The organism is Microbacterium sp. 10M-3C3, from assembly GCF_003931875.1.
Taxonomy (GTDB): domain Bacteria; phylum Actinomycetota; class Actinomycetes; order Actinomycetales; family Microbacteriaceae; genus Microbacterium.
In genome coordinates, this window is record NZ_CP034245.1 from 73,518 (window position 1) to 91,053 (window position 17,536).

The 17,536-nt window shown below is 69.2% G+C and carries 16 protein-coding genes; 7 read left to right on the plus strand and 9 right to left on the minus strand.

All coding sequences use genetic code 11. From position 1 onward, the window contains the following. Nucleotides 1–19 precede the first annotated feature (19 nt). The 3 genes from EI169_RS00365 to purL form a co-directional block, all read right to left on the minus strand. On the minus strand, nt 20–838 hold the full coding sequence (locus EI169_RS00365; protein WP_125129947.1) for a hypothetical protein: 819 nt from the start codon (nt 836–838) through the stop codon (nt 20–22). A 74-nt stretch (nt 839–912) separates the two neighbouring features. Beyond that, entirely contained in the window at nt 913–1,044 is a 132-nt protein-coding gene (locus tag EI169_RS16880; protein ID WP_276312901.1) for a hypothetical protein, read from the minus strand. Continuing rightward, complete coding sequence (gene purL, locus EI169_RS00370; RefSeq protein WP_125129949.1) at nt 1,041–3,374, minus strand: phosphoribosylformylglycinamidine synthase subunit PurL; 2,334 nt, start codon at nt 3,372–3,374, stop codon at nt 1,041–1,043. Before purL ends, EI169_RS16880 begins: the two co-directional genes overlap by 4 nt. A 107-nt stretch (nt 3,375–3,481) precedes the next feature. Between purL and EI169_RS00375 the strand changes: the two genes are divergently transcribed. After that, nucleotides 3,482–4,450, plus strand: a complete 969-nt coding sequence (locus EI169_RS00375) for a DUF389 domain-containing protein (protein ID WP_125129951.1) — start codon at nt 3,482–3,484, stop codon at nt 4,448–4,450. Nucleotides 4,451–4,536: 86 nt separating this feature from the next. Here EI169_RS00375 and EI169_RS00380 read toward each other — a convergent pair whose 3' ends face one another. The 5 genes from EI169_RS00380 to EI169_RS00400 all read right to left on the minus strand — a co-directional run bounded on the left by EI169_RS00380 (nt 4,537) and on the right by EI169_RS00400 (nt 9,537). Further along, a complete protein-coding gene (locus EI169_RS00380) occupies nt 4,537–4,935 on the minus strand; it encodes a hypothetical protein (RefSeq protein ID WP_125129953.1) in 399 nt (132 codons plus the stop codon). Nucleotides 4,936–5,047: 112 nt separating this feature from the next. Next, nucleotides 5,048–6,262 (minus strand): family 1 glycosylhydrolase, encoded by a 1,215-nt coding sequence (locus EI169_RS00385; protein ID WP_125129955.1) that lies wholly within the window; start codon nt 6,260–6,262, stop codon nt 5,048–5,050. A gap of 71 nt (nt 6,263–6,333) precedes the next feature. Continuing rightward, nucleotides 6,334–7,215 carry a carbohydrate ABC transporter permease gene (locus EI169_RS00390; RefSeq protein ID WP_125129957.1) on the minus strand — a complete coding sequence of 294 codons (882 nt, stop codon included), beginning with the start codon at nt 7,213–7,215 and terminating at the stop codon, nt 6,334–6,336. After that, nucleotides 7,215–8,156 carry a sugar ABC transporter permease gene (locus EI169_RS00395; protein ID WP_125129959.1) on the minus strand — a complete coding sequence of 314 codons (942 nt, stop codon included), beginning with the start codon at nt 8,154–8,156 and terminating at the stop codon, nt 7,215–7,217. The genes EI169_RS00390 and EI169_RS00395 overlap by 1 nt, the downstream gene beginning before the upstream one ends. Nucleotides 8,157–8,211: 55 nt before the next feature. Then, nucleotides 8,212–9,537: an ABC transporter substrate-binding protein gene (locus EI169_RS00400; protein ID WP_125129961.1), complete on the minus strand. Its 1,326-nt coding sequence runs from the start codon at nt 9,535–9,537 to the stop codon at nt 8,212–8,214. A gap of 83 nt (nt 9,538–9,620) precedes the next feature. Between EI169_RS00400 and EI169_RS00405 the strand changes: the two genes are divergently transcribed. Beyond that, the gene (locus EI169_RS00405) at nt 9,621–10,697 is read left to right on the plus strand and encodes a LacI family DNA-binding transcriptional regulator (RefSeq protein WP_240640512.1); all 1,077 of its coding nucleotides are present in this window, start codon (nt 9,621–9,623) and stop codon (nt 10,695–10,697) included. Continuing rightward, nucleotides 10,694–12,478, plus strand: coding sequence for a glycoside hydrolase family 2 TIM barrel-domain containing protein (locus tag EI169_RS00410; RefSeq protein ID WP_125129962.1), 1,785 nt, complete (start codon nt 10,694–10,696; stop codon nt 12,476–12,478). Before EI169_RS00405 ends, EI169_RS00410 begins: the two co-directional genes overlap by 4 nt. 48 nt (nt 12,479–12,526) lie before the next feature. On the opposite strand, the gene EI169_RS00415 is transcribed toward EI169_RS00410, so the two are convergent. Beyond that, nucleotides 12,527–13,234: a GntR family transcriptional regulator gene (locus tag EI169_RS00415; protein WP_125129964.1), complete on the minus strand. Its 708-nt coding sequence runs from the start codon at nt 13,232–13,234 to the stop codon at nt 12,527–12,529. Nucleotides 13,235–13,379: 145 nt separating this feature from the next. On the opposite strand from EI169_RS00415, the gene EI169_RS00420 reads away from it, so the two are divergent. The 4 genes from EI169_RS00420 to EI169_RS00435 all read left to right on the plus strand — a co-directional run bounded on the left by EI169_RS00420 (nt 13,380) and on the right by EI169_RS00435 (nt 17,516). Continuing rightward, complete coding sequence (locus EI169_RS00420; RefSeq protein ID WP_125129966.1) at nt 13,380–14,234, plus strand: NAD(P)-dependent oxidoreductase; 855 nt, start codon at nt 13,380–13,382, stop codon at nt 14,232–14,234. Beyond that, on the plus strand, nt 14,231–15,190 hold the full coding sequence (locus EI169_RS00425; RefSeq protein WP_125129968.1) for a sugar ABC transporter permease: 960 nt from the start codon (nt 14,231–14,233) through the stop codon (nt 15,188–15,190). Before EI169_RS00420 ends, EI169_RS00425 begins: the two co-directional genes overlap by 4 nt. A gap of 5 nt (nt 15,191–15,195) precedes the next feature. After that, nucleotides 15,196–16,113: a carbohydrate ABC transporter permease gene (locus EI169_RS00430; protein ID WP_164515389.1), complete on the plus strand. Its 918-nt coding sequence runs from the start codon at nt 15,196–15,198 to the stop codon at nt 16,111–16,113. Between the two features lie 71 nt (nt 16,114–16,184). Further along, nucleotides 16,185–17,516: an ABC transporter substrate-binding protein gene (locus EI169_RS00435; RefSeq protein ID WP_125129969.1), complete on the plus strand. Its 1,332-nt coding sequence runs from the start codon at nt 16,185–16,187 to the stop codon at nt 17,514–17,516. Nucleotides 17,517–17,536 lie beyond the last annotated feature (20 nt).

Genomic DNA, 17,536 nt, shown 5'->3' on the forward strand with positions numbered 1-17,536 from the left:
TACGTCCGCGCCGATGCGCTCACTCGGGCGGTCTGCGGCGGCTGCGGCGCCAGGCCGCGGCCCGCGCCCACGCCTCGGCGGAGGCGGCGAGGGCGCGCGAGGTGGAGTCGACGACGTCGCGGGCGAGATCGGCCCACCGCTCGCCGGCATCGCCGCGAGAGGAGGCGCCGGCCCCGCCGCGCGCGGCGTGCTCCGCCGCATCGAATGCGCGCTCGGCGCGGATCACCGCCGCGCGGTACGCGGCGAAGTCGGCCGGTCGCATGACGGCCTCGCGCGACGTCGGCCGCAGCCATTGGGCGGCCGCCTGCGCCTCGAGGAAGGCCGCCGTGGCCGGATGCGCCGCATCCGTCATGCTCGGGTAGTCGATGAGCTTGGCGGGATCGGTCTCGTACGCCATCCACCGCACGCGCAGGGCGTCGTGGCGTGCCATGAGGCGGGCCAGCGGCAGGGCGTCGGCGCCCGCCCGCGCGGGCGGCAGCGCGATGCGCGCGGCGCGGACGTCGGCGCGGCGGGCGCGGAGGTCGGCCCACGCGGCGCGCACCTGGCTCTCGGCGTGCTGCACAGCGCGGCGCGCGGCGGCGAGTTCGCCGGGATGCAGCCGCGCGGCGGCACGGTCGGCTTCGGCCCGCGCGACTCCGGCGCGGGCGACGAGGACGTCGGCGCGCGCGCGGCTCAGCGCCTGCCGTGCCTGCACGACGTCGTGGCGAGCGGCCTCCAGCTCGAGGCGGCGAGCACGAGCGGAGCGCCGCGAGCGCAGCGCGATCCAGCTCGCGCCGCCCGCGCCGGCGGCCGCGGGCGCGACCCACCACACCTGCAGCAGCAGCGTGAGAGGGTCCACCCTCCCAGGCTACGCCGCGGCCCGCGCGGCTCGCGCGTCGGCGGCAGGCGGGATGGGGGCGCGGATGCGACGGCTCAGCCGAGCAGCAGCGAGATCACCGTCGCGGCGCCGCCGGTGAGCACGAGCGCGGCGATCACAACCCAGGCGACGATGCGGATCGTGCGCTGGCGCTTCTCGCCGAGGTCGCCGTAGTCCTCGTCGTTCACGACGCGTCCTCGACGACCGTCGGGCCGAACGCGGCCGGCAGGGTCTCGGTCGACAGGCCGCGGAGCTCGCGCACGCCGACCGTGAACAGGCCCTGCACCTCGAGCGCCGGCTCGGACCCGTCGGCCGGGGCGTCGGTCACGCCGATGCGCAGCACGGGGTACCCGCGGCCCTCGCACAGCCCCCGGAACTTGACGTCCTCCTCGCGCGGCACGGTGACCAGCACGCGGCCGGTCGACTCCGAGAACAGGGCGGCCGTCGCATCCACGTCGTCGCGCTCCATGATCTCGGTGAGCCACACCCGCGCCCCGACGCCGAAGCGCAGCACGCCGTCGGCGAGCGCTTGCGCGAGACCGCCGTCGGAGAGGTCGTGGGCACTGGAGACGAGCGACTGCGAACCGGCGGCGTGCAGCAGCTCGGCGAGCCTGCGCTCCTGCGCCAGGTCGACCGCGGGCGGGCGGCCGCCGAGGTGGCCGTGGATCGTCCCCGCCCACTGCGAGCCGTCGAGCTCGGTGGACGTGACGCCGAGCAGGTAGATGTTCTCGCCCGCGTCCTGCCAGCCGGACGGGATGCGCGCGGCGACGTCGTCGATGATGCCCATCACCCCGACGACCGGCGTCGGGAAGATCGGGGTGTCACCGGTCTGGTTGTAGAACGACACGTTGCCGCCCGTCACGGGGATGCCCAGTTCGAGGCATCCGTCGGAAAGGCCCTCGACAGCGCGCGAGAACTGCCACATGACCTCGGGGTTCTCGGGGCTGCCGAAGTTCAGGCAGTCGGTCACCGCGGCCGGGACCGCGCCGGTCGCGGCGACGTTGCGGTACGCCTCGGCGAGGGCGAGCTTCGCACCCTCGTACGGGTCGAGCTGGCAGAAGCGGCCGTTGCAGTCGGTCGCGATGGCGAAGCCGAGGCCCGAGGCCTCGTCGACGCGGATCATGCCGGCGTCGTCGGGGAAGCTCAGCGCGGTGTTGCCCAGCACGTAGTAGTCGTACTGGTTCGTGATCCACGACGGATCGGCGAGGTTCGGGCTCGCGACCAGCTGCGTGAACTGCCGGCGGAGCGTGTCGGGGTCGCTCTCGCGGGGGAGCGAGGCGGCGGTGTCGTCGTGGAGCGCCTCGATCCACGTCGGGTAGGCGACGGGTCGCTCGTACACCGGGCCGTCGACGGCCACGGTGGCGGGGTCGACGTTGACGATCTCCTGGCCGTGCCAGTCGATGACGAGCCGGCCGTCTCCGGTGACTTCGCCGAGCACGCTCGTCTCCACGTCCCACTTGCCGGTGACGGCGAGGAAGGCGTCGAGCTTGTCGGGTGCGACGATCGCCATCATGCGCTCCTGCGACTCCGACATGAGGATCTCCTCGGGCGTCAGCGACGGATCACGAAGGAGGACCTGCGACAGCTCCACCTTCATGCCGCTGCCGCCGTTGGCGGCGAGCTCGCTCGTCGCACACGAGATGCCGGCGGCGCCGAGGTCCTGGATCGCCTCGACCAGGTCGTCGCGGTACAGCTCGAGGCAGCACTCGATGAGCACCTTCTCGGCGAACGGGTCGCCCACCTGCACGGCGGGGCGCTTCGTCGGCCCGCCGTCGGCGAACGTGTCGGAGGCGAGGATGGATGCGCCGCCGATGCCGTCGCCGCCGGTGCGGGCGCCGAACAGCACGACCTTGTTGCCGGCGCCGTGCGCGTTGGCGAGCTTGAGGTCCTCGTGGCGGAGCACGCCCACCGCGAGCGCGTTCACGAGCGGGTTGCCCTGGTACACCGCGTCGAACACGGTCTCGCCGCCGATGTTGGGCAGGCCCAGGCAGTTGCCGTAGAACGAGATGCCCGAGACGACGCCGTGCACGACGCGCGAGGTGTCGGGGTGGTCGATCGCGCCGAAGCGCAGCTGGTCCATGACCGCGACCGGGCGCGCTCCCATCGAGATGATGTCGCGCACGATGCCGCCGACGCCCGTCGCGGCGCCCTGGAACGGCTCGATGTAGCTCGGGTGGTTGTGCGACTCGACCTTGAAGGTGACGGCCCAGCCCTCGCCGATGTCCACGACGCCGGCGTTCTGCCCCATGCCGACCATCAGGCGCGTCTGCATCTCGTCGGAGACCTTCTGCCCGAACTGGCGCAGGTAGATCTTGCTCGACTTGTAGGAGCAGTGCTCGCTCCACATGACGGAGTACATCGCGAGCTCGCCGCTCGTGGGGCGCCGCCCGAGGATCTCGCGGATGCGGGCGTACTCGTCGGGCTTGAGCCCGAGGGCGGCGTACGGCTGCTCCTTGTCGGGCGTCTCGACCGCGTTCTGAACGGTGTCGGCGAGGGATGCGGCGGTCGGCGTGGTCACGCGGCTGTTCTCCAGAATCGCACGGGGCGGGGCCCTGCCAGTCTAGGCGGGCGCGCCGCCTCCGCGCCGGGCCGTGCGCGCACCGCAGCGTCGGCGAGGATGGGCGCATGCTCGGCATCAAGGTCACCGCCCCCTCGGCCGTCGCGGACGGGATCGTCCGCGACCTGCGCGGCCGCGACACCGTCGCGAACATCGCGCGCGTCCCCGGCGCTGTGCTCGACGGCGGCGGCGACCTGCTCCTCTTCGACGTCGCCCGAGAGGGCGCGAACGACGTCATGCGGATGCTGCGGCACCGCGGTGTGCCGCGCGAGGGCTCGATCGTCGTGAGCGAGCCGCTTGCGGTGCTCTCGGATGCGGCGGACGCGGCCGAACGCGCAGCCCCCGGGCACCCCGCCGACGGCGTGCTGTGGGCGCAGCTGGCCGACCGCTCACGCGAGGACGCGCGGCCGTCGTGGAGCTTCTTCGTCTTCCTGCTGCTGGCGACCCTCATCGCCGGGATCGGACGGCTGCTCGACCAGCCGATCCTCATCATCGGCGCGATGGTCGTCGGGCCGGAGTTCGCCCCGCTGGCCGCGATCTCGTACGCGATCGTGCGGGCGCGCCGGGGAATCGCGGGAATGGCGTCGCTGACGCTGTTCGGCGGCTTCGTCGCATCCGCCCTCGTCGCGTGGGGGCTGTGGGCGCTGGCCTACGTTTTCGGGGTGTTCACGTTCGCGCAGGCCACCACGGGGGAGCTGACGGAGTTCATCGTCAAGCCGGACGCGTGGTCGTTCGTCATCGCCCTGCTCGCGGGCATCGCCGGCGTGCTGTCGCTCACGTCGTCGAAGTCATCGGCGCTCGTGGGGGTGTTCATCTCGATCACGACGGTGCCCGCCGTCGGGACGCTCGCCCTCACCGCCGCCGTCGGCGCGTGGGACGAGGCGTGGGCGGCGGTCGTGCAGCTCGTGATCAACCTCGCCGGACTCCTCCTCGCCGGCACCGCGACGCTCTTCGTGCAGCTGCGCGTGGGCCGGTGGGTGAGCGACCGCGTGCGGATGCGACGCCTGCGGGCGCGGCGCGCAGCCTTGCGGTGGTGAGCCGAGCGCCCGCGCGCTCCCAGCGGCGATCGCGGCCGCATCCGGGTCGGTGCGATGCGCATCGACGAGCGGACCCGCGACGCGGCTCAGACCAGGATCTGGAAGCCCGTGGGCAATCCGATGGTGAGGCTCACGAGCAGCGAGACGACACCGGCGATGAATCCTGCCGCGGCGAACTCGCGGTTGCGGCGGGCGTTCAGGCACACGATGCCGGCGGCGAACGATCCGAGCGCGAGCACCCACACGCTCACCTGCGCCACGGTGCTCCACGGGCCGAGCGCGACGCCGCCGAGCACGAGGATGCTGAGGTACCACATGAGCACGACGATCGCCGCGAGCAGCGCGACCCACGACGCCCACCGCACGTCGCCGCGCCGCAGCACGGGCGTCGTGGTCGTCGGGATCGAGGTGCCCGGGGCGAGCGAGTCGGGCAGGTCCTCGTCCCCGCCACCGCCGCGCATGCTGTCGGCCGGTGGCGGGGTCATGACGCGAGGCTACCCGCTCCGCGCCGCGCCGGCCCGTTCTCCCGCGCCATCGCGCCCCTTCAGCCCACGGGAGGCGGCGGGATGGCGCGGGGGAGCGGCGGCGGGTGGATGGCTACGCGCGGTGGCGCTGAGCGGTCTGCCGATAGACGTCGAACGCGGCGTTCTTCACGCGGGCGAGCTGCTGGTCGCCCCCGCGCACGAGGTTGACGAGTCCGAAGTCGAGCATCCAGGCATCCACCGGCTCGCTGTCGAACCGGTAGAGCCAGTCGACGAGGTCGAGGAAGGGGAACCACGTGTATCCGATCACCGGGACCCCTTCCTCCCTCAGTGCGAGGACCTCGGCCTCGGAATCGCGCAGCCACGCGATCTTCTGCTCGGGGGTTCCGACGAGGGAGGTCTCCGTGATGACGATCGGCAGGGCGTAGCGCACGTAGTACGCCTCGACGAGATCGCGAAGCCCGGCCGCGCCCGCCTCGAACGGATGCTTGACCCCCTGATCGTCCATGCGGATCGTCGTGAACGCGGGGTAGTAGTTCACGCCGAGCACATCGGGCTGGACCGCGTTGCGGCGGAACCACTCGAGCTCCGCGTCGCTGTAGCCGTGCTCGACGAGCCACCCGTGCAGCGGGTGCTCGGCATCGACGCGCCCGGTGATGAGGTCGAGCGCCAGGAACCGCCGCTCCTCCAGCACCGAGCGCGGCAGCGGTGTCGTCTCGCCTTCGTAGCGGAAGCCGGCGTCGACGTGGACGAACACGGCCTGCGGATTGACCGCCGCGATCTGCTGTTGCGTGCGCACCATCCCTTTGGCGAGGATCTTCACGAGCGTGAGGAATCCGTCGACGCCCTCGAGGTATGGCGGCCACTTGCCCATCTCGCCGCACCATTCGGCGTTCACGATCGGCTCGTTCAGCGGGGTGAAGTCGTCCCACACTCCGCGGTAGCGATCCGCCACGGCCGCGCCGTACGCGGCGACGCGCTCCGCATACGCGCTGTTCAGGAAGGAGTTCTCCAACCATGTCGGCGTGCCGTAGTGCATGAGGTCGACGATGCAGCGCAGGCCGAGCTCGCTCATCCGGGCGGCGACCTGGTCGGTCCAGGACCAGTCGAACACGCCGGGCTCGGGCTCGACGAGGTACCAGGGCACGCCCCATCGCACGAACTCGGCGCCGGACTCCGCGACGAGGTCGAGATCTTCGCGCCAGCGCGCGTAGTGCTGGGTCAGCTCGTACTCGTCGAGCTTGCGGTGCCCGGGCTTGATCTGCGGGATGAAGGTGTCTTCGATGCCGACGCCGAAGCGCAGCCGCGATTCGTCGAACCACTGGTCCATGGATGCCTCTCTGCACGGTGGATGCGGCGGCGCTCGCCCGCTCGTGGCGGGTGGCGGCCGCGCGCGGGACGTTACTTGAGCCCCGTCGTGGCGATGCCGGCGACGAAGCTGCGCTGGATGAGAAGGAAGAAGACGATCACCGGCAGCAGCGCGAGGAGCGACCCCGCCATCAGCAAGCCGTACTCGACGACGTGCTGTCCCATGAAGAGAGCAAGGCCGGCGGGCAGGGTCGATGTCTCCAGACTCGACGACATGACGAGCGGCCAGAGCAGGTCGTTCCAGTTGTACTGGAAGTGGAACAGCCCGAGGGTCAGCAGCGCCGGCTTGGCGAGCGGCAGGATGACCTGGCGATAGATCCGCCACTCGGATGCCCCGTCGACGCGCGCTGCCTCCTCCAGGTCGCGAGGCAGCGAGAGGAAGAACTGCGTGAGGAAGAAGATCCCGAACGCGTTCGTCATGCGGGGGATGATCAGCCCGGGGAGGGTGTTCGTGAGCCCCAGGCCGTTGAGCATGTCGTACAGCGGGATGAGCGTCACCTGGAACGGCAGCATCAGCAGGATGAGGATGAGGACCATCACGACGCCGCGGCCGCGGAACGGCAGGCGCGCGAGCGCGTACGCTGCCATCGAGTCGAGGAACAGCGAGATGATCGTCACGCCGCCCGCGAAGATGATCGTGTTCACGTAGAGCTGCGCGAACGGGATCCGCTCCCACACCTCCACGAAGTGCTCGAGCGTGAACTGCCGGGGCCACAGCGTCGGCGGGTAGGTGACGATGTCGGCCTCCGGCTTGAACGCCGTCAATGTCAGCCAGATGATCGGGAGCAGCATCAGCAGCGCGATGATGATCGCGACAATGGCGAGCAGCCATTTCGATGCCCGGTAGAGGGTGAGCCGGCGGCGGTCGCGGACGTCGATGACCCGCGTGTTCGCTCGCTCCATGGTGGTGGCCATCAGTAGGTCACCGCCCGGCGGCGCTGCCAGCCGTACTGCACCATCGAGAGGATGAAGACGAAGATCAGCAGGACGAACGAGATCGCGGATGCGTAGCCGAAGCGCAACTCCTGGAACCCTTCACGGTAGATGAGCATGACGAGGGTCTCGGTCGTGAAGAAGGGACCGCCCCGCGTCATCACATAGATCTGATCGAACGCCTGCAGCGTCGCGATGAGGGCGAGCACCGAGACGAGGAGCGTCTGGTTGCTCAGCAGCGGGAGCGTGACGTTGCGGAACCGCTGCCACGGGTTCGTCCCGTCGATCTTCGCGGCTTCGTACAGGTCGGCCGGAATCGACTGGAGTCCGGCCAGGTAGATCACCATGTAGAACCCGACGAACTTCCAGACGCCGACCATCATGACCGCGGGCATCGCGAAGCGCGGGTCGGTGAGCCAGCCCTGCTCCGTGACGATCCCGATCTGGCCGAGCCAGTAGGACAGCAGCCCGATGTTGGGGTCGAGCAGGAACGACCAGGCGATCGCGATGATTCCCAGGGACACGATGAAGGGCAGGAAGATCGCGGTGCGCACGAAGGTGCGCCCGAAGAAGGCCTGGTTCAGCATCACCGCGAACAGCAGCGCCAGCACGACCGTCACGGGCGTGACGACGGCCGCGTAGAGGACGGTGTTCCAGAACGCGTTCCAGAACGCCGGGTCGCTCACGAGCTCGACGTAGTTGTCGAGACCGATGAACTGCGCCGCCTTGATCAGGTTGTAGTCGGTCAGCGACAGGTACACCGCCTGCGCCATCGGATACAGCGTGAATGCCACCAGCACGATCAGCGACGGTGCGAGGAACATCCAGGCCGTGAGCTGGCGCCGGGACGCCGGGCCGCGAGCCCGCCGCCGGGGTGCGACGGATGTGCGCGGCTGCGGGGGAGCCACGTCGGTGAGCGTCATTCGAGGTCTCCTTCGATCGTGCGGACCGGGCTCGTTCGCCCGGTCCGCGCGTTCCTCACTTGTCGAGCTCGGCCTGGACCTTCTCGGAGGCCGCGGAGAAGAGCTCCTCGACGGTGCCCTGTCCGTTCAGCGCCTTCTGCAGCGTCGGCCAGAAGATGGTCTCGCCGATCGTTCCGCCCGCAGCGACGCCGGCGAGCAGGATCTTCGAGCGGTCCACGACATCCGCCGCTCCGAAGACGGCCGGGTACGGGCTCGAGGTGACCTGGTCCGCGACGTCGGCGCGGTTCGGCGGGAAGCCGGAGCCGCTCGACCACGTGATCTGACCCTCCTTCGAGTTCCAGTACTTGAAGAACTGGTAGGCGGCCTGCTTGGTCGCGTCATCCGCGCCCGAGGTGATGCCCATCGACACGACGTCGGCGAGGATCGCATCGCTGTCGGGCCCCGCGGGCGGAGCCGCGATGCCGTAGTTCAGGCCGGCCTCGTCGAAGCCCGTCGTCATCCACGGCCCGACGATCTCGGTCGCCGCCTTGCCGGTCGTGAACAGCTTGTCGGCGTCGGCGCCCGAGAGTCCGAGCGGGGAGGCCTTCTGGTTCTTCACGAGATCGACCCAGAAGTCGAGGGCCTCGATGCTCGCCGGTTCGCCGAGCATCGAGGTCTTGCCGTCATCCGAGACGACGCCGCCTCCTGTGCCCCAGGGCAGCGACATGAAGACGGGGACCGTCTCGTGGTCGCCGAGTGCCGTCGCGTACTGCTCGGGCTTGCCGTCGCCGTTGTCGTCGACGGTCAGCTGAGGAACCATGGCCGCGAACTCGTCCCACGTGGTGGGAGGGGCTTCGGGATCGAGCCCGGCGGCTTCGAAGAGATCCTTGTTGTAATACATCATCATCGGCGTGAAGTTGACGGGGACGCCGTAGTTGACCCCGTCGAAGACCGACGCCTCGATGGCGGCCGGAGCAAGCGCCGCGGAGTCGTTCGCGGAGTCCTCGTAGTAGTCGTCGACGCCCTCGAACATGCCCTGCTGCGCGAACTGCGGCATACGACCGGCCGACATCGCGATGATGTCGGGACCGTCGTTGCCCGCCACGGCGGTGAGCACCTTCTGGTATAGCGTGTCCCAGGGCATGATCTCGGCCGTGACCTCGACGTCGTCCTGCGACGCGTTGAAGTCGTCGATGACCTGCTGCAGTGCGGGCCCGTCGGGTCCGGTGAAGCCGTTCCAGAAGGTGAGCGAGACCTTGCCGTCGGCGCTGCCGCCGTCCTCGCCGCCCCCGCTGCCCTGGCCTGCGCAGCCGCTCAGAGCGAGCGCGAGGAGTCCCGCTCCGACCACCGCCACCCGGATCCCGCGCACGCGGCGAGACCGGAACCAGTGCTGTGTCTTCATTGATCTTCCCTTCTAGTTCAACGTTGAACGAACCGGATGAGATCTGTTATACCTGAACCGGTAATCGTTGAACAAGACCCGAGTTGGTAATCGTTGAACGAAGAACGGCGGTGTGCCACTGTGGGTCACCACGAATCGAAGGCGATGGGATCGATGTGAGCAGGACGACGCTGAAGGATGTCGCCGAGCGCGTCGGCGTGTCCGCCAAGACGGTCTCCAATGTCGTCAACGGCACCGGGTGGGTCACCGACGAGCTGAAGGATCGCGTCCGCGCGGCCATCGTCGAGCTCGGCTATCGCCCGAACGTCGCGGCCCGGAACCTTCGCAGCGGCAGATCCGGGATGATCGCCGTCGCCTTGCCCGATCTCGGCCAGCCGTACTTCGCCGAGCTCGCGTCCGACCTGGTCCGCGCAGCGCAGGAGCGGTCGATCACGGTGCTGGTGAATCAGACGGATGGTCGCGAAGACGTCGAGCGTCGCATCGCCGAGGGCATCGACATGCCCATCATCGACGGCCTGATCCTGAGCCCGCTCGCCCTCACCGCCGCGGACCTCCAGCATCGCGTCGACCCGACCCCGCTGATCCTCCTCGGCGAGCACGTCGGGGAGTCGGCGCTGCCGCATGTCACGGTGGACAACACCGCGGCCGCCCGCGCCGCCGTCGAACACCTGCTCGGTCTGGGGCGACGCAGGATCGCCGCGATCGGCGCGCAGGAGCACGGTCCCAATGAGACGGCCGTGCTGCGCCTGTCGGGCTATCGGCAGGCGCTCGCCGGCGCGGGGATCGCCTTCGACCCGGCCCTCGTCGGTCCTGTCGAGAGCTATCAGCGCGCTGACGGCGCGCGAGCGGCCGAAGCGCTTCTCGACGCCGGCGTCGAGTTCGATGCGATCTTCGCCTTCAACGACCTGCTCGCGTTGAGCGCCATGCACGTGCTGGTATCGCGCGGTGTGCGCGTGCCCGAGCAGGTGGCCGTCATCGGGTTCGACGACATCGACGAGGCGAGCTACAGCACGCCGACGCTCAGCTCGGTCGCGCCGGACACTCTCGCTCTCGCCCGCACGGCCATCGATCTGCTGAGCGCCGATCCGCCCGCGCGGGGCGTCCATTCGATCCCGTTCACGATCGCCCACCGGGCGAGCACCGAAGGAGCTGCGCTGTGACCTCGATCCCGCTGCCGATCGCCTCCCGCCAGGAAGGCGACCACCCGCGCCCGCAGCTGCTCCGCGAGCGCTGGACGGACCTCACCGGACCCTGGGATTTCGCCCTGGGCGCCCCTGAGGCCGCGCCCGGAGATGTGGTCTTCGATCGGACCATCCTCGTTCCGTTCCCGCCCGAGTCCACGGCCTCCGGCCTGGGTGAGGAGGGGAGGATCCACTCGGTCTGGTACCGGCGGACCTTCGGCCGGCAGGAGCTGCAGGCGGCCGGTCTCTCGGAGGAGGGGCGTCTCCTGCTGCATTTCGGCGCCGTGGACTGGGAGGCGACGGTGTGGGTGAATGGCGTCACGGTGGCGACGCACCGCGGCGGACAGTCGCCGTTCAGTGCGGATGTGACGCACGCCCTTCGGGCGGACGGTGACAACGAGATCGTCGTGCACGCGGTCGACGACCCCGAGGATGTCTCGATCCTGCGGGGGAAGCAGGACTGGCGCGAACAGCCGCACGCGATCTGGTACCACCGCACGACGGGCATCTGGCAGCCCGTGTGGCTCGAGGTCGTGCCGAAGACATCCGTCGCCGCGCTGACCTGGTCGACCGACATCCCCTCCGCCGGCGTCGAACTGGATGTGGAGATCGCCGGCGAGATCGATGACGAGACGTGGCTGCACGTCGAGCTCTTCCACGAGGGCGAGCTCCTCTCCGAGACGCGCACGCGAGTGCTGTCGCGATTCGAGTCGGCGCGGATGCGACTTCCGCGGCAGACGAACGGACAGCAGCATGAGGAGCTGCTGTGGAGCCCGGAGCATCCGACGCTCATCGACGCCACCGTGCGTCTGGAGACCCGCTCGAGCGCGGATGCGGTGGCGAGCTACTTCGGTATCCGGTCGGTGGCCGCGGTGGGCGCCGCCTTCCTGCTCAACGACCGGCCCGTCAAGCTGCGCGCCGTGCTCGCCCAGAATTACTGGCCGCAGTCGCACCTCGCCGCCCCGAGCGCAGCGGCGCTGCGGCGTGAGGTGGAGCTCATCCGCGAACTCGGCTTCAACACCGCGCGGGTGCACCAGAAGGCGGAGGACCCCCGGTTCCTCTATTGGGCCGACCGCCTCGGGCTCATGGTGTGGGCCGAGACGGCCAATGCGTACGCCTTCGACCGACGCGCCGCATCCACCCTCATGACCGAGTGGATGAGTCTCGTCGAGCGTGACACGTCGCACCCCAGCGTCATCGTGTGGGTGCCGCTCAACGAGAGCTGGGGGGTGCAGCACATCGCCCACGACGAGCGCCAGCGCGCCCTGAGCAGGTCGGTGTCGGACATGACGCGGGCGCTCGACGGCACCCGGCCGGTGATCTCGAACGACGGCTGGGAGCACACGGACTCCGACATCTGGACCATTCACGACTATGAGGCCGACCCGGCCGTTCTCGCCGAGCGCTACGGATCCATCGCCGCGGTCGAGGCGATGATCCACGGTTTCGGGCCCGCGGGCCGGCGCATCGCGGTCGACGCGGATCGCGGCCGCAAGCCGGTCATGCTGACCGAGTTCGGCGGTGTGAGCCTGCGCCCCGACAACGGGCAGGACTGGGGGTATTCGACAGCCGAGACCCCGGCGGACTTCGGTGACCGGGTGTGCGGGCTGATCCGCGCGGCTGACGGCGCCGCGCCCCTCAGCGGCTTCTGTTACACGCAGCTCACCGACACCGGTCAGGAGACCAACGGCCTGCTGTACGACGACCGCACTCCCAAGGTGCCGATCGCCGACATCCGCGCCGCCGTCCTCGGCGAGTAGCCGCGCGCGTACCCCCGTTCCCGCGGTCCCCGGGCAACGGCGGGGTGACTAGACCTCGTCGTCCTGCTCGGAGGCGAGAGAGCGCTCGAAGGAGCGCTCGCCATGCACAGCGAGCTCGGCGAGCGCGGCGACCGGATCTCCCTGCTCCACCAACTCCAGCAGGTGCCGGTGCCGCGCAACGTGCTCGTTCAGACCCTCGTAGAAGCGCTCGCGCGCGATGAGGTTCCTGGCCATGCAGAAGAGGATCCGCTGCTGGACGGACGCGTAGATCGACTCGAGCAGCGAGTTGCCGGCGATGTGGATGAGTGCGGAGTGGAAAGCGTACCCCGCTTGGACCAGAGAGCCCCGGTCCTCGTCACGGGCGCACCGCTCCATCTCCGTCAGTGCGGCGCGGGCGGGCTCCAGCCATTCCTCGTTCTTCACGGGTATCCCGGATTCGAAGGCCAGACGCTCGAGCGCCGACCGTACCGTCAGGATCTCGTGGACGTCCTGCGCAGTGAAGGTGCGAACAACGGTGCCGCGCCGCGGCCGACGGTCGATCAGGCCCTCGTTCTCGAGAAGGCGCAGTGCCTCGCGGAGGGGAGGCCGGCTGATGTCGAGCTCCTCGGTGAGTCGCTCCTCAATGAGCCGCTCTCCGGGCTCGTACTCGCCGGCAAGGATCTTCTTGCGGATCTCCTCCGCGGCCATCATCACGAGGCTGGGAACGCGATCGCCGCCCACCGGCCGCAGCGGAACGTACCCGGATGCGCTCGCCATGTGTGCCTCCTTGCCGCAGGCGTCGTATTCGGAGTATAGGGACCGACGTTGGACTACTGCATCTTGTAAATTGAATCTTGTAGACAATAGAATAGCGCTACCGGCGGATATCGCCGCCGGTTCTCGAGGATGAGAAAGGACGAGGATGTCGGGCGAACGAACCGCGATCGGGTTTGTCGGGTTGGGCAACCTGGGCATGGGCATGGCCTCACGCCTGCTCGAGGCGGGCTTTGCCGTCGTCGGATCGGATCGGGACGAGTCGCGACTACGGACGCTGGAAGCCGCAGGCGGCCGGCGCGGAGATCTCGACTCCGTCTTCACCTGCGAGATCGTCTGCGTCGTGACGCCCGACGAGGCGCCGGTCGCGGAGTACTTCGAGGGGCGTACCGCTTCGCCGGGCGTGCGGACCGTGCTCCTGCACAGCACGGTCCTCCCCGCGCACGCCCACGAGCTGGCCCGCACCCTTGCCGCCGTCGGCGCAACCCTCGTCGAGGCGCCCGTGAGCGGCGGCCCCGACGCTGCGCGCCGCGGCCAGCTCACCGTGCTGCTGGGCGGCTCCGCCGAGGCGGTGGCCGCCGTCGACGACGTCCTGACTGCACTCGCCTCGCGCAGCTTCGCGCTGGGCGAGGTGGGAGCCGCCTCCGCCACGAAGCTCGCCAACCAGCTTCTGATGCTCGCCGCCGTGCAGGCGGCGCACGAGGCGCTGGAGCTCACCGACGCCTTCCGCGTAGATCGCTCGGCGGCACTGGAGGCGATCTCGGCGGCGACCGGCGACACCTGGGTCGGCCGCAACTGGGGGTTCTTCGACGCGATCGTGGCGGACTACGACCGGGCGGGCACGCCGTCGGATCAGCGTCCGTGGCGCAAGGACCTTCGCGAGTTCGTCGAGGCGGCAGAAGCGGCGCGCATCGACGCGCCCCTCGCCGAGCGGCTGCTCGACACCGTCGGCGACCGGATCGAGCACGCGGCGCGCACACATCAGCAGGGAGGAACGTCATGACCGTTTCATCTACGCTCACGCGGCCCGACGAGGGCCTGGCACCCCCGGCTGCACCGCGGACGGGGCGGACACGCCGTCGCAACCGGGGATGGGTGGCCTTCGCATTCCTCGCGCCCTGGCTGATCGGGCTGTTCGGGCTCACGCTCGGTCCGATGCTGTACTCGCTGTACCTGAGCTTCACCGACTACAACCTGCTCGCTCCCGTGGCCAACTGGATCGGCTTCGACAACTACGTGCGGATCTTCACCAGCGATGCACGGGCGACCCAGTCGATGCTCGTGACGGCGGTCTACGTGCTCGTCGCCGTGCCGTTGATCCTCGTCGTGTCGATGCTCGTCGCGCTGCTGCTCAACTCGAAGATCCGGTTCCTGAGCGGCTATCGCGCCCTCTTCTACCTGCCCTCGCTCCTCGGCGCCTCGGTGGCCATCGCCGCTCTCTGGCGCGTCATCTGGGGAGACGAGGGCATCATCAACCAGGTGCTCGGATTCTTCGGCATCGAGCACTCCAGCTGGGTCGGGAGCCCCGACTCCGCGTTGATGACGATCATCGTCCTGGCGGTGTGGGCGTTCGGCTCGACGATGATCATCTTCCTCGCGGGGCTGCGGCAGGTGCCGCACGAGATGCACGAGGCAGCGCAGGTGGACGGGGCGGGGCCGGTCCGCCGGTTCTTCTCGATCACGCTGCCGATGATGACGCCGATCATCTTCTTCAACACGCTGATGGTCACCATCAACGCGTTCCAGGCCTTCACCCCGGCGTTCGTGATCAGCGGCGGCACGGGCGGGCCCTCCGACTCCACGCTCTTCTACACCCTCTACCTCTACCAGCAGGGCTTCGCCCAGTTGAACATGGGCTACGCATCGGCGCTGGCCTGGGTGCTCGTCGCCATCCTCGGCGTCTTCACCGCGCTGTTCTTCTGGAGCTCGAAGTTCTGGGTTCACTACGGAGACAAGTGAGGACCATGACCACTTCGACCACCACGGAGACGATGACCGTCCCCGCACGTCACCGGCGCTGGAGCGGCGGCATCTATCCGCAGCGACCGACGAAGAACCGGGTCCTGCGCGGCATCGTCCGCCACACACTGCTCGCCTGCCTGCTGTTCGTCATCCTCTACCCGCTGGTGTGGATGGTGGCGGCATCGTTCCGTCCGAGCAACGAGGTGTTCACCACGGTGGGTCTCATCGGGAACTCCTTCACGCTCGAGAACTACTCCGCGGGATGGAGCGGCGGACAGATCAACTTCTCCCGCTACTTCCTCAACTCGACCATCGTCACGGTGCTGACCATCATCGGCACGCTGCTGGCGTGCTCGCTGGCGGCCTACGCCTTCGCCCGTCTCGAGTTCCCGTTCCGCCGGACGCTCTTCGCCGTGATGCTCGCGACGATGCTGCTCCCGACGCACGTCACGCTCGTTCCGCAGTACATCCTGTTCAACAACCTCGGATGGGTGAACACGTACTTCCCGCTCGTCGTGCCGCACTGGCTGGGAGTGGAGGCGTTCTACATCTTCCTGATGGTGCAGTTCATCCGGGGACTCCCGCGCGAGCTCGACGAGAGCGCGCGCATCGACGGCGCGGGGCACTGGCGGATCTTCTCGCGCATCATCATGCCCCTCGCCCTGCCCGCGATCGGCACGACCGCGATGTTCACGTTCATCGCCAGCTGGAACAACTTCCTCGGGCCCCTGCTCTACCTGAACCGCGACGAACTGAAGACGGTCCCGCTCGGACTGTCGGCGTTCCTCGACGCGACCGGGGCCAGCACGTACGGGCCGCTGTTCGCCATGGCGACCCTGTCGCTCGCGCCCATCGTCGGCTTCTTCCTCGTCTCCCAGAAGCTCCTCATCGAAGGCATCGCGACGACGGGACTCAAATGAGCGACGGACTCTTCCTGCCTGCACTCATCCGCCCGGCATCCACGGGCACCTCGAAATCGAAAGGAACGACCATGATTCGCAAGCACGGCATCGCCGCCGGCGCGATCCTCGGCATCACGGCGCTCGGCCTCACCGCCTGCGCCGGAGGCTCCGGCACGGGAGGGGGCGCGGCGGGCACCGACGGAACGGGCGACGTGACGGGTGAGATCTCCATCGCGTGGTGGGGAGGCGACTCGCGCAACCAGAAGACGAACGCCGTCATCGACATGTTCGAAGCGGCCAACGAGGGTGTGAGCACCGACCGTCAGGCCGCCGACTTCAGCACCTACTGGGACAAGCTCAACGTGCAGGCCTCCAGCAGGTCGATGCCGTGCGCGATCCAGGTGCAGGGGCGTCAGGTGAACGACTACACCCAGCACAATCTCCTTCTGCCCCTCGACCCCATGATCGAGTCGGGGGCGATCGATGTCGACGACATCCCCGATGCCGTCCTCGAGACGGGCCGCGGCACCGACGGCAAGCTGTACTTCCTGCCGTACGGCGCAGCGTACGACGCCGTCGGGGTCAACGAGACACTCGCGGAGCAGGCCGGCGTGGGTCTGCCCGAAGAGGGGTACACGTGGGACGACTACACCGCGTGGCTGACCGAGGCTGCTGCCGCACTGCCCGAGGGCACGCGCGCGGTCGACTCGAACGGCGGACGGCCGAACTTCTTCATCGGATGGACGCTGGCGAACGACCTCTCGCTCTTCGACGAGGACGGTCAGCTGGGCTTCACCGAGGATGATCTCGCCGAGTACTGGAACATGTGGGAGGAGCTGCGTGCCGGTGGTGTCACCGAGACGGCCGAGCGCACCGCAGAGGAGCCGACGGGCACCGACCAGAGCTACTTCGCCAACGGGCAGATCCTCTCGGACACGCTCCCCGGCAACGCGCTGACGCCGGCGTCGGCCACGCTGGCCGGTCGCGGTGACGCGAGCATCACGACGGTGCCCTACCCCAGTGGCGAGGCCGGCTCGGGCAACGCGCTCTACCCCTCCGGATTCGCGATCCCCGCGTCGTGCGACAACGTCCCCACCGCTGCGGCGTTCATCGACTTCTTCACCAACGACCTCGATGCCGGCATCGCCTTCGCCGCCGACAACGGCGCCCCTACGAACACGGCCGTCCTGGACGCGCTGCTCGCGGACGCGTCGCTGCCCGACACGAAGAAGCACGAGCTGGAGCTGTACCGCAAGATCGTCGAGAACGACCCGCCGTCGATCGTGTTCCCTCCCGGCTACCAGGCGACCTTCGAAGCGTCGTTCAAGCGCGCGTACGAAGACATCGCGTTCGGCCGCAAGACGGTGGAGCAGTCGGTGACCACGTTCTTCGACGAGGCCAACGCCTCGCTCGGCCAGTAGTCCCGATCGATTACCTCGAG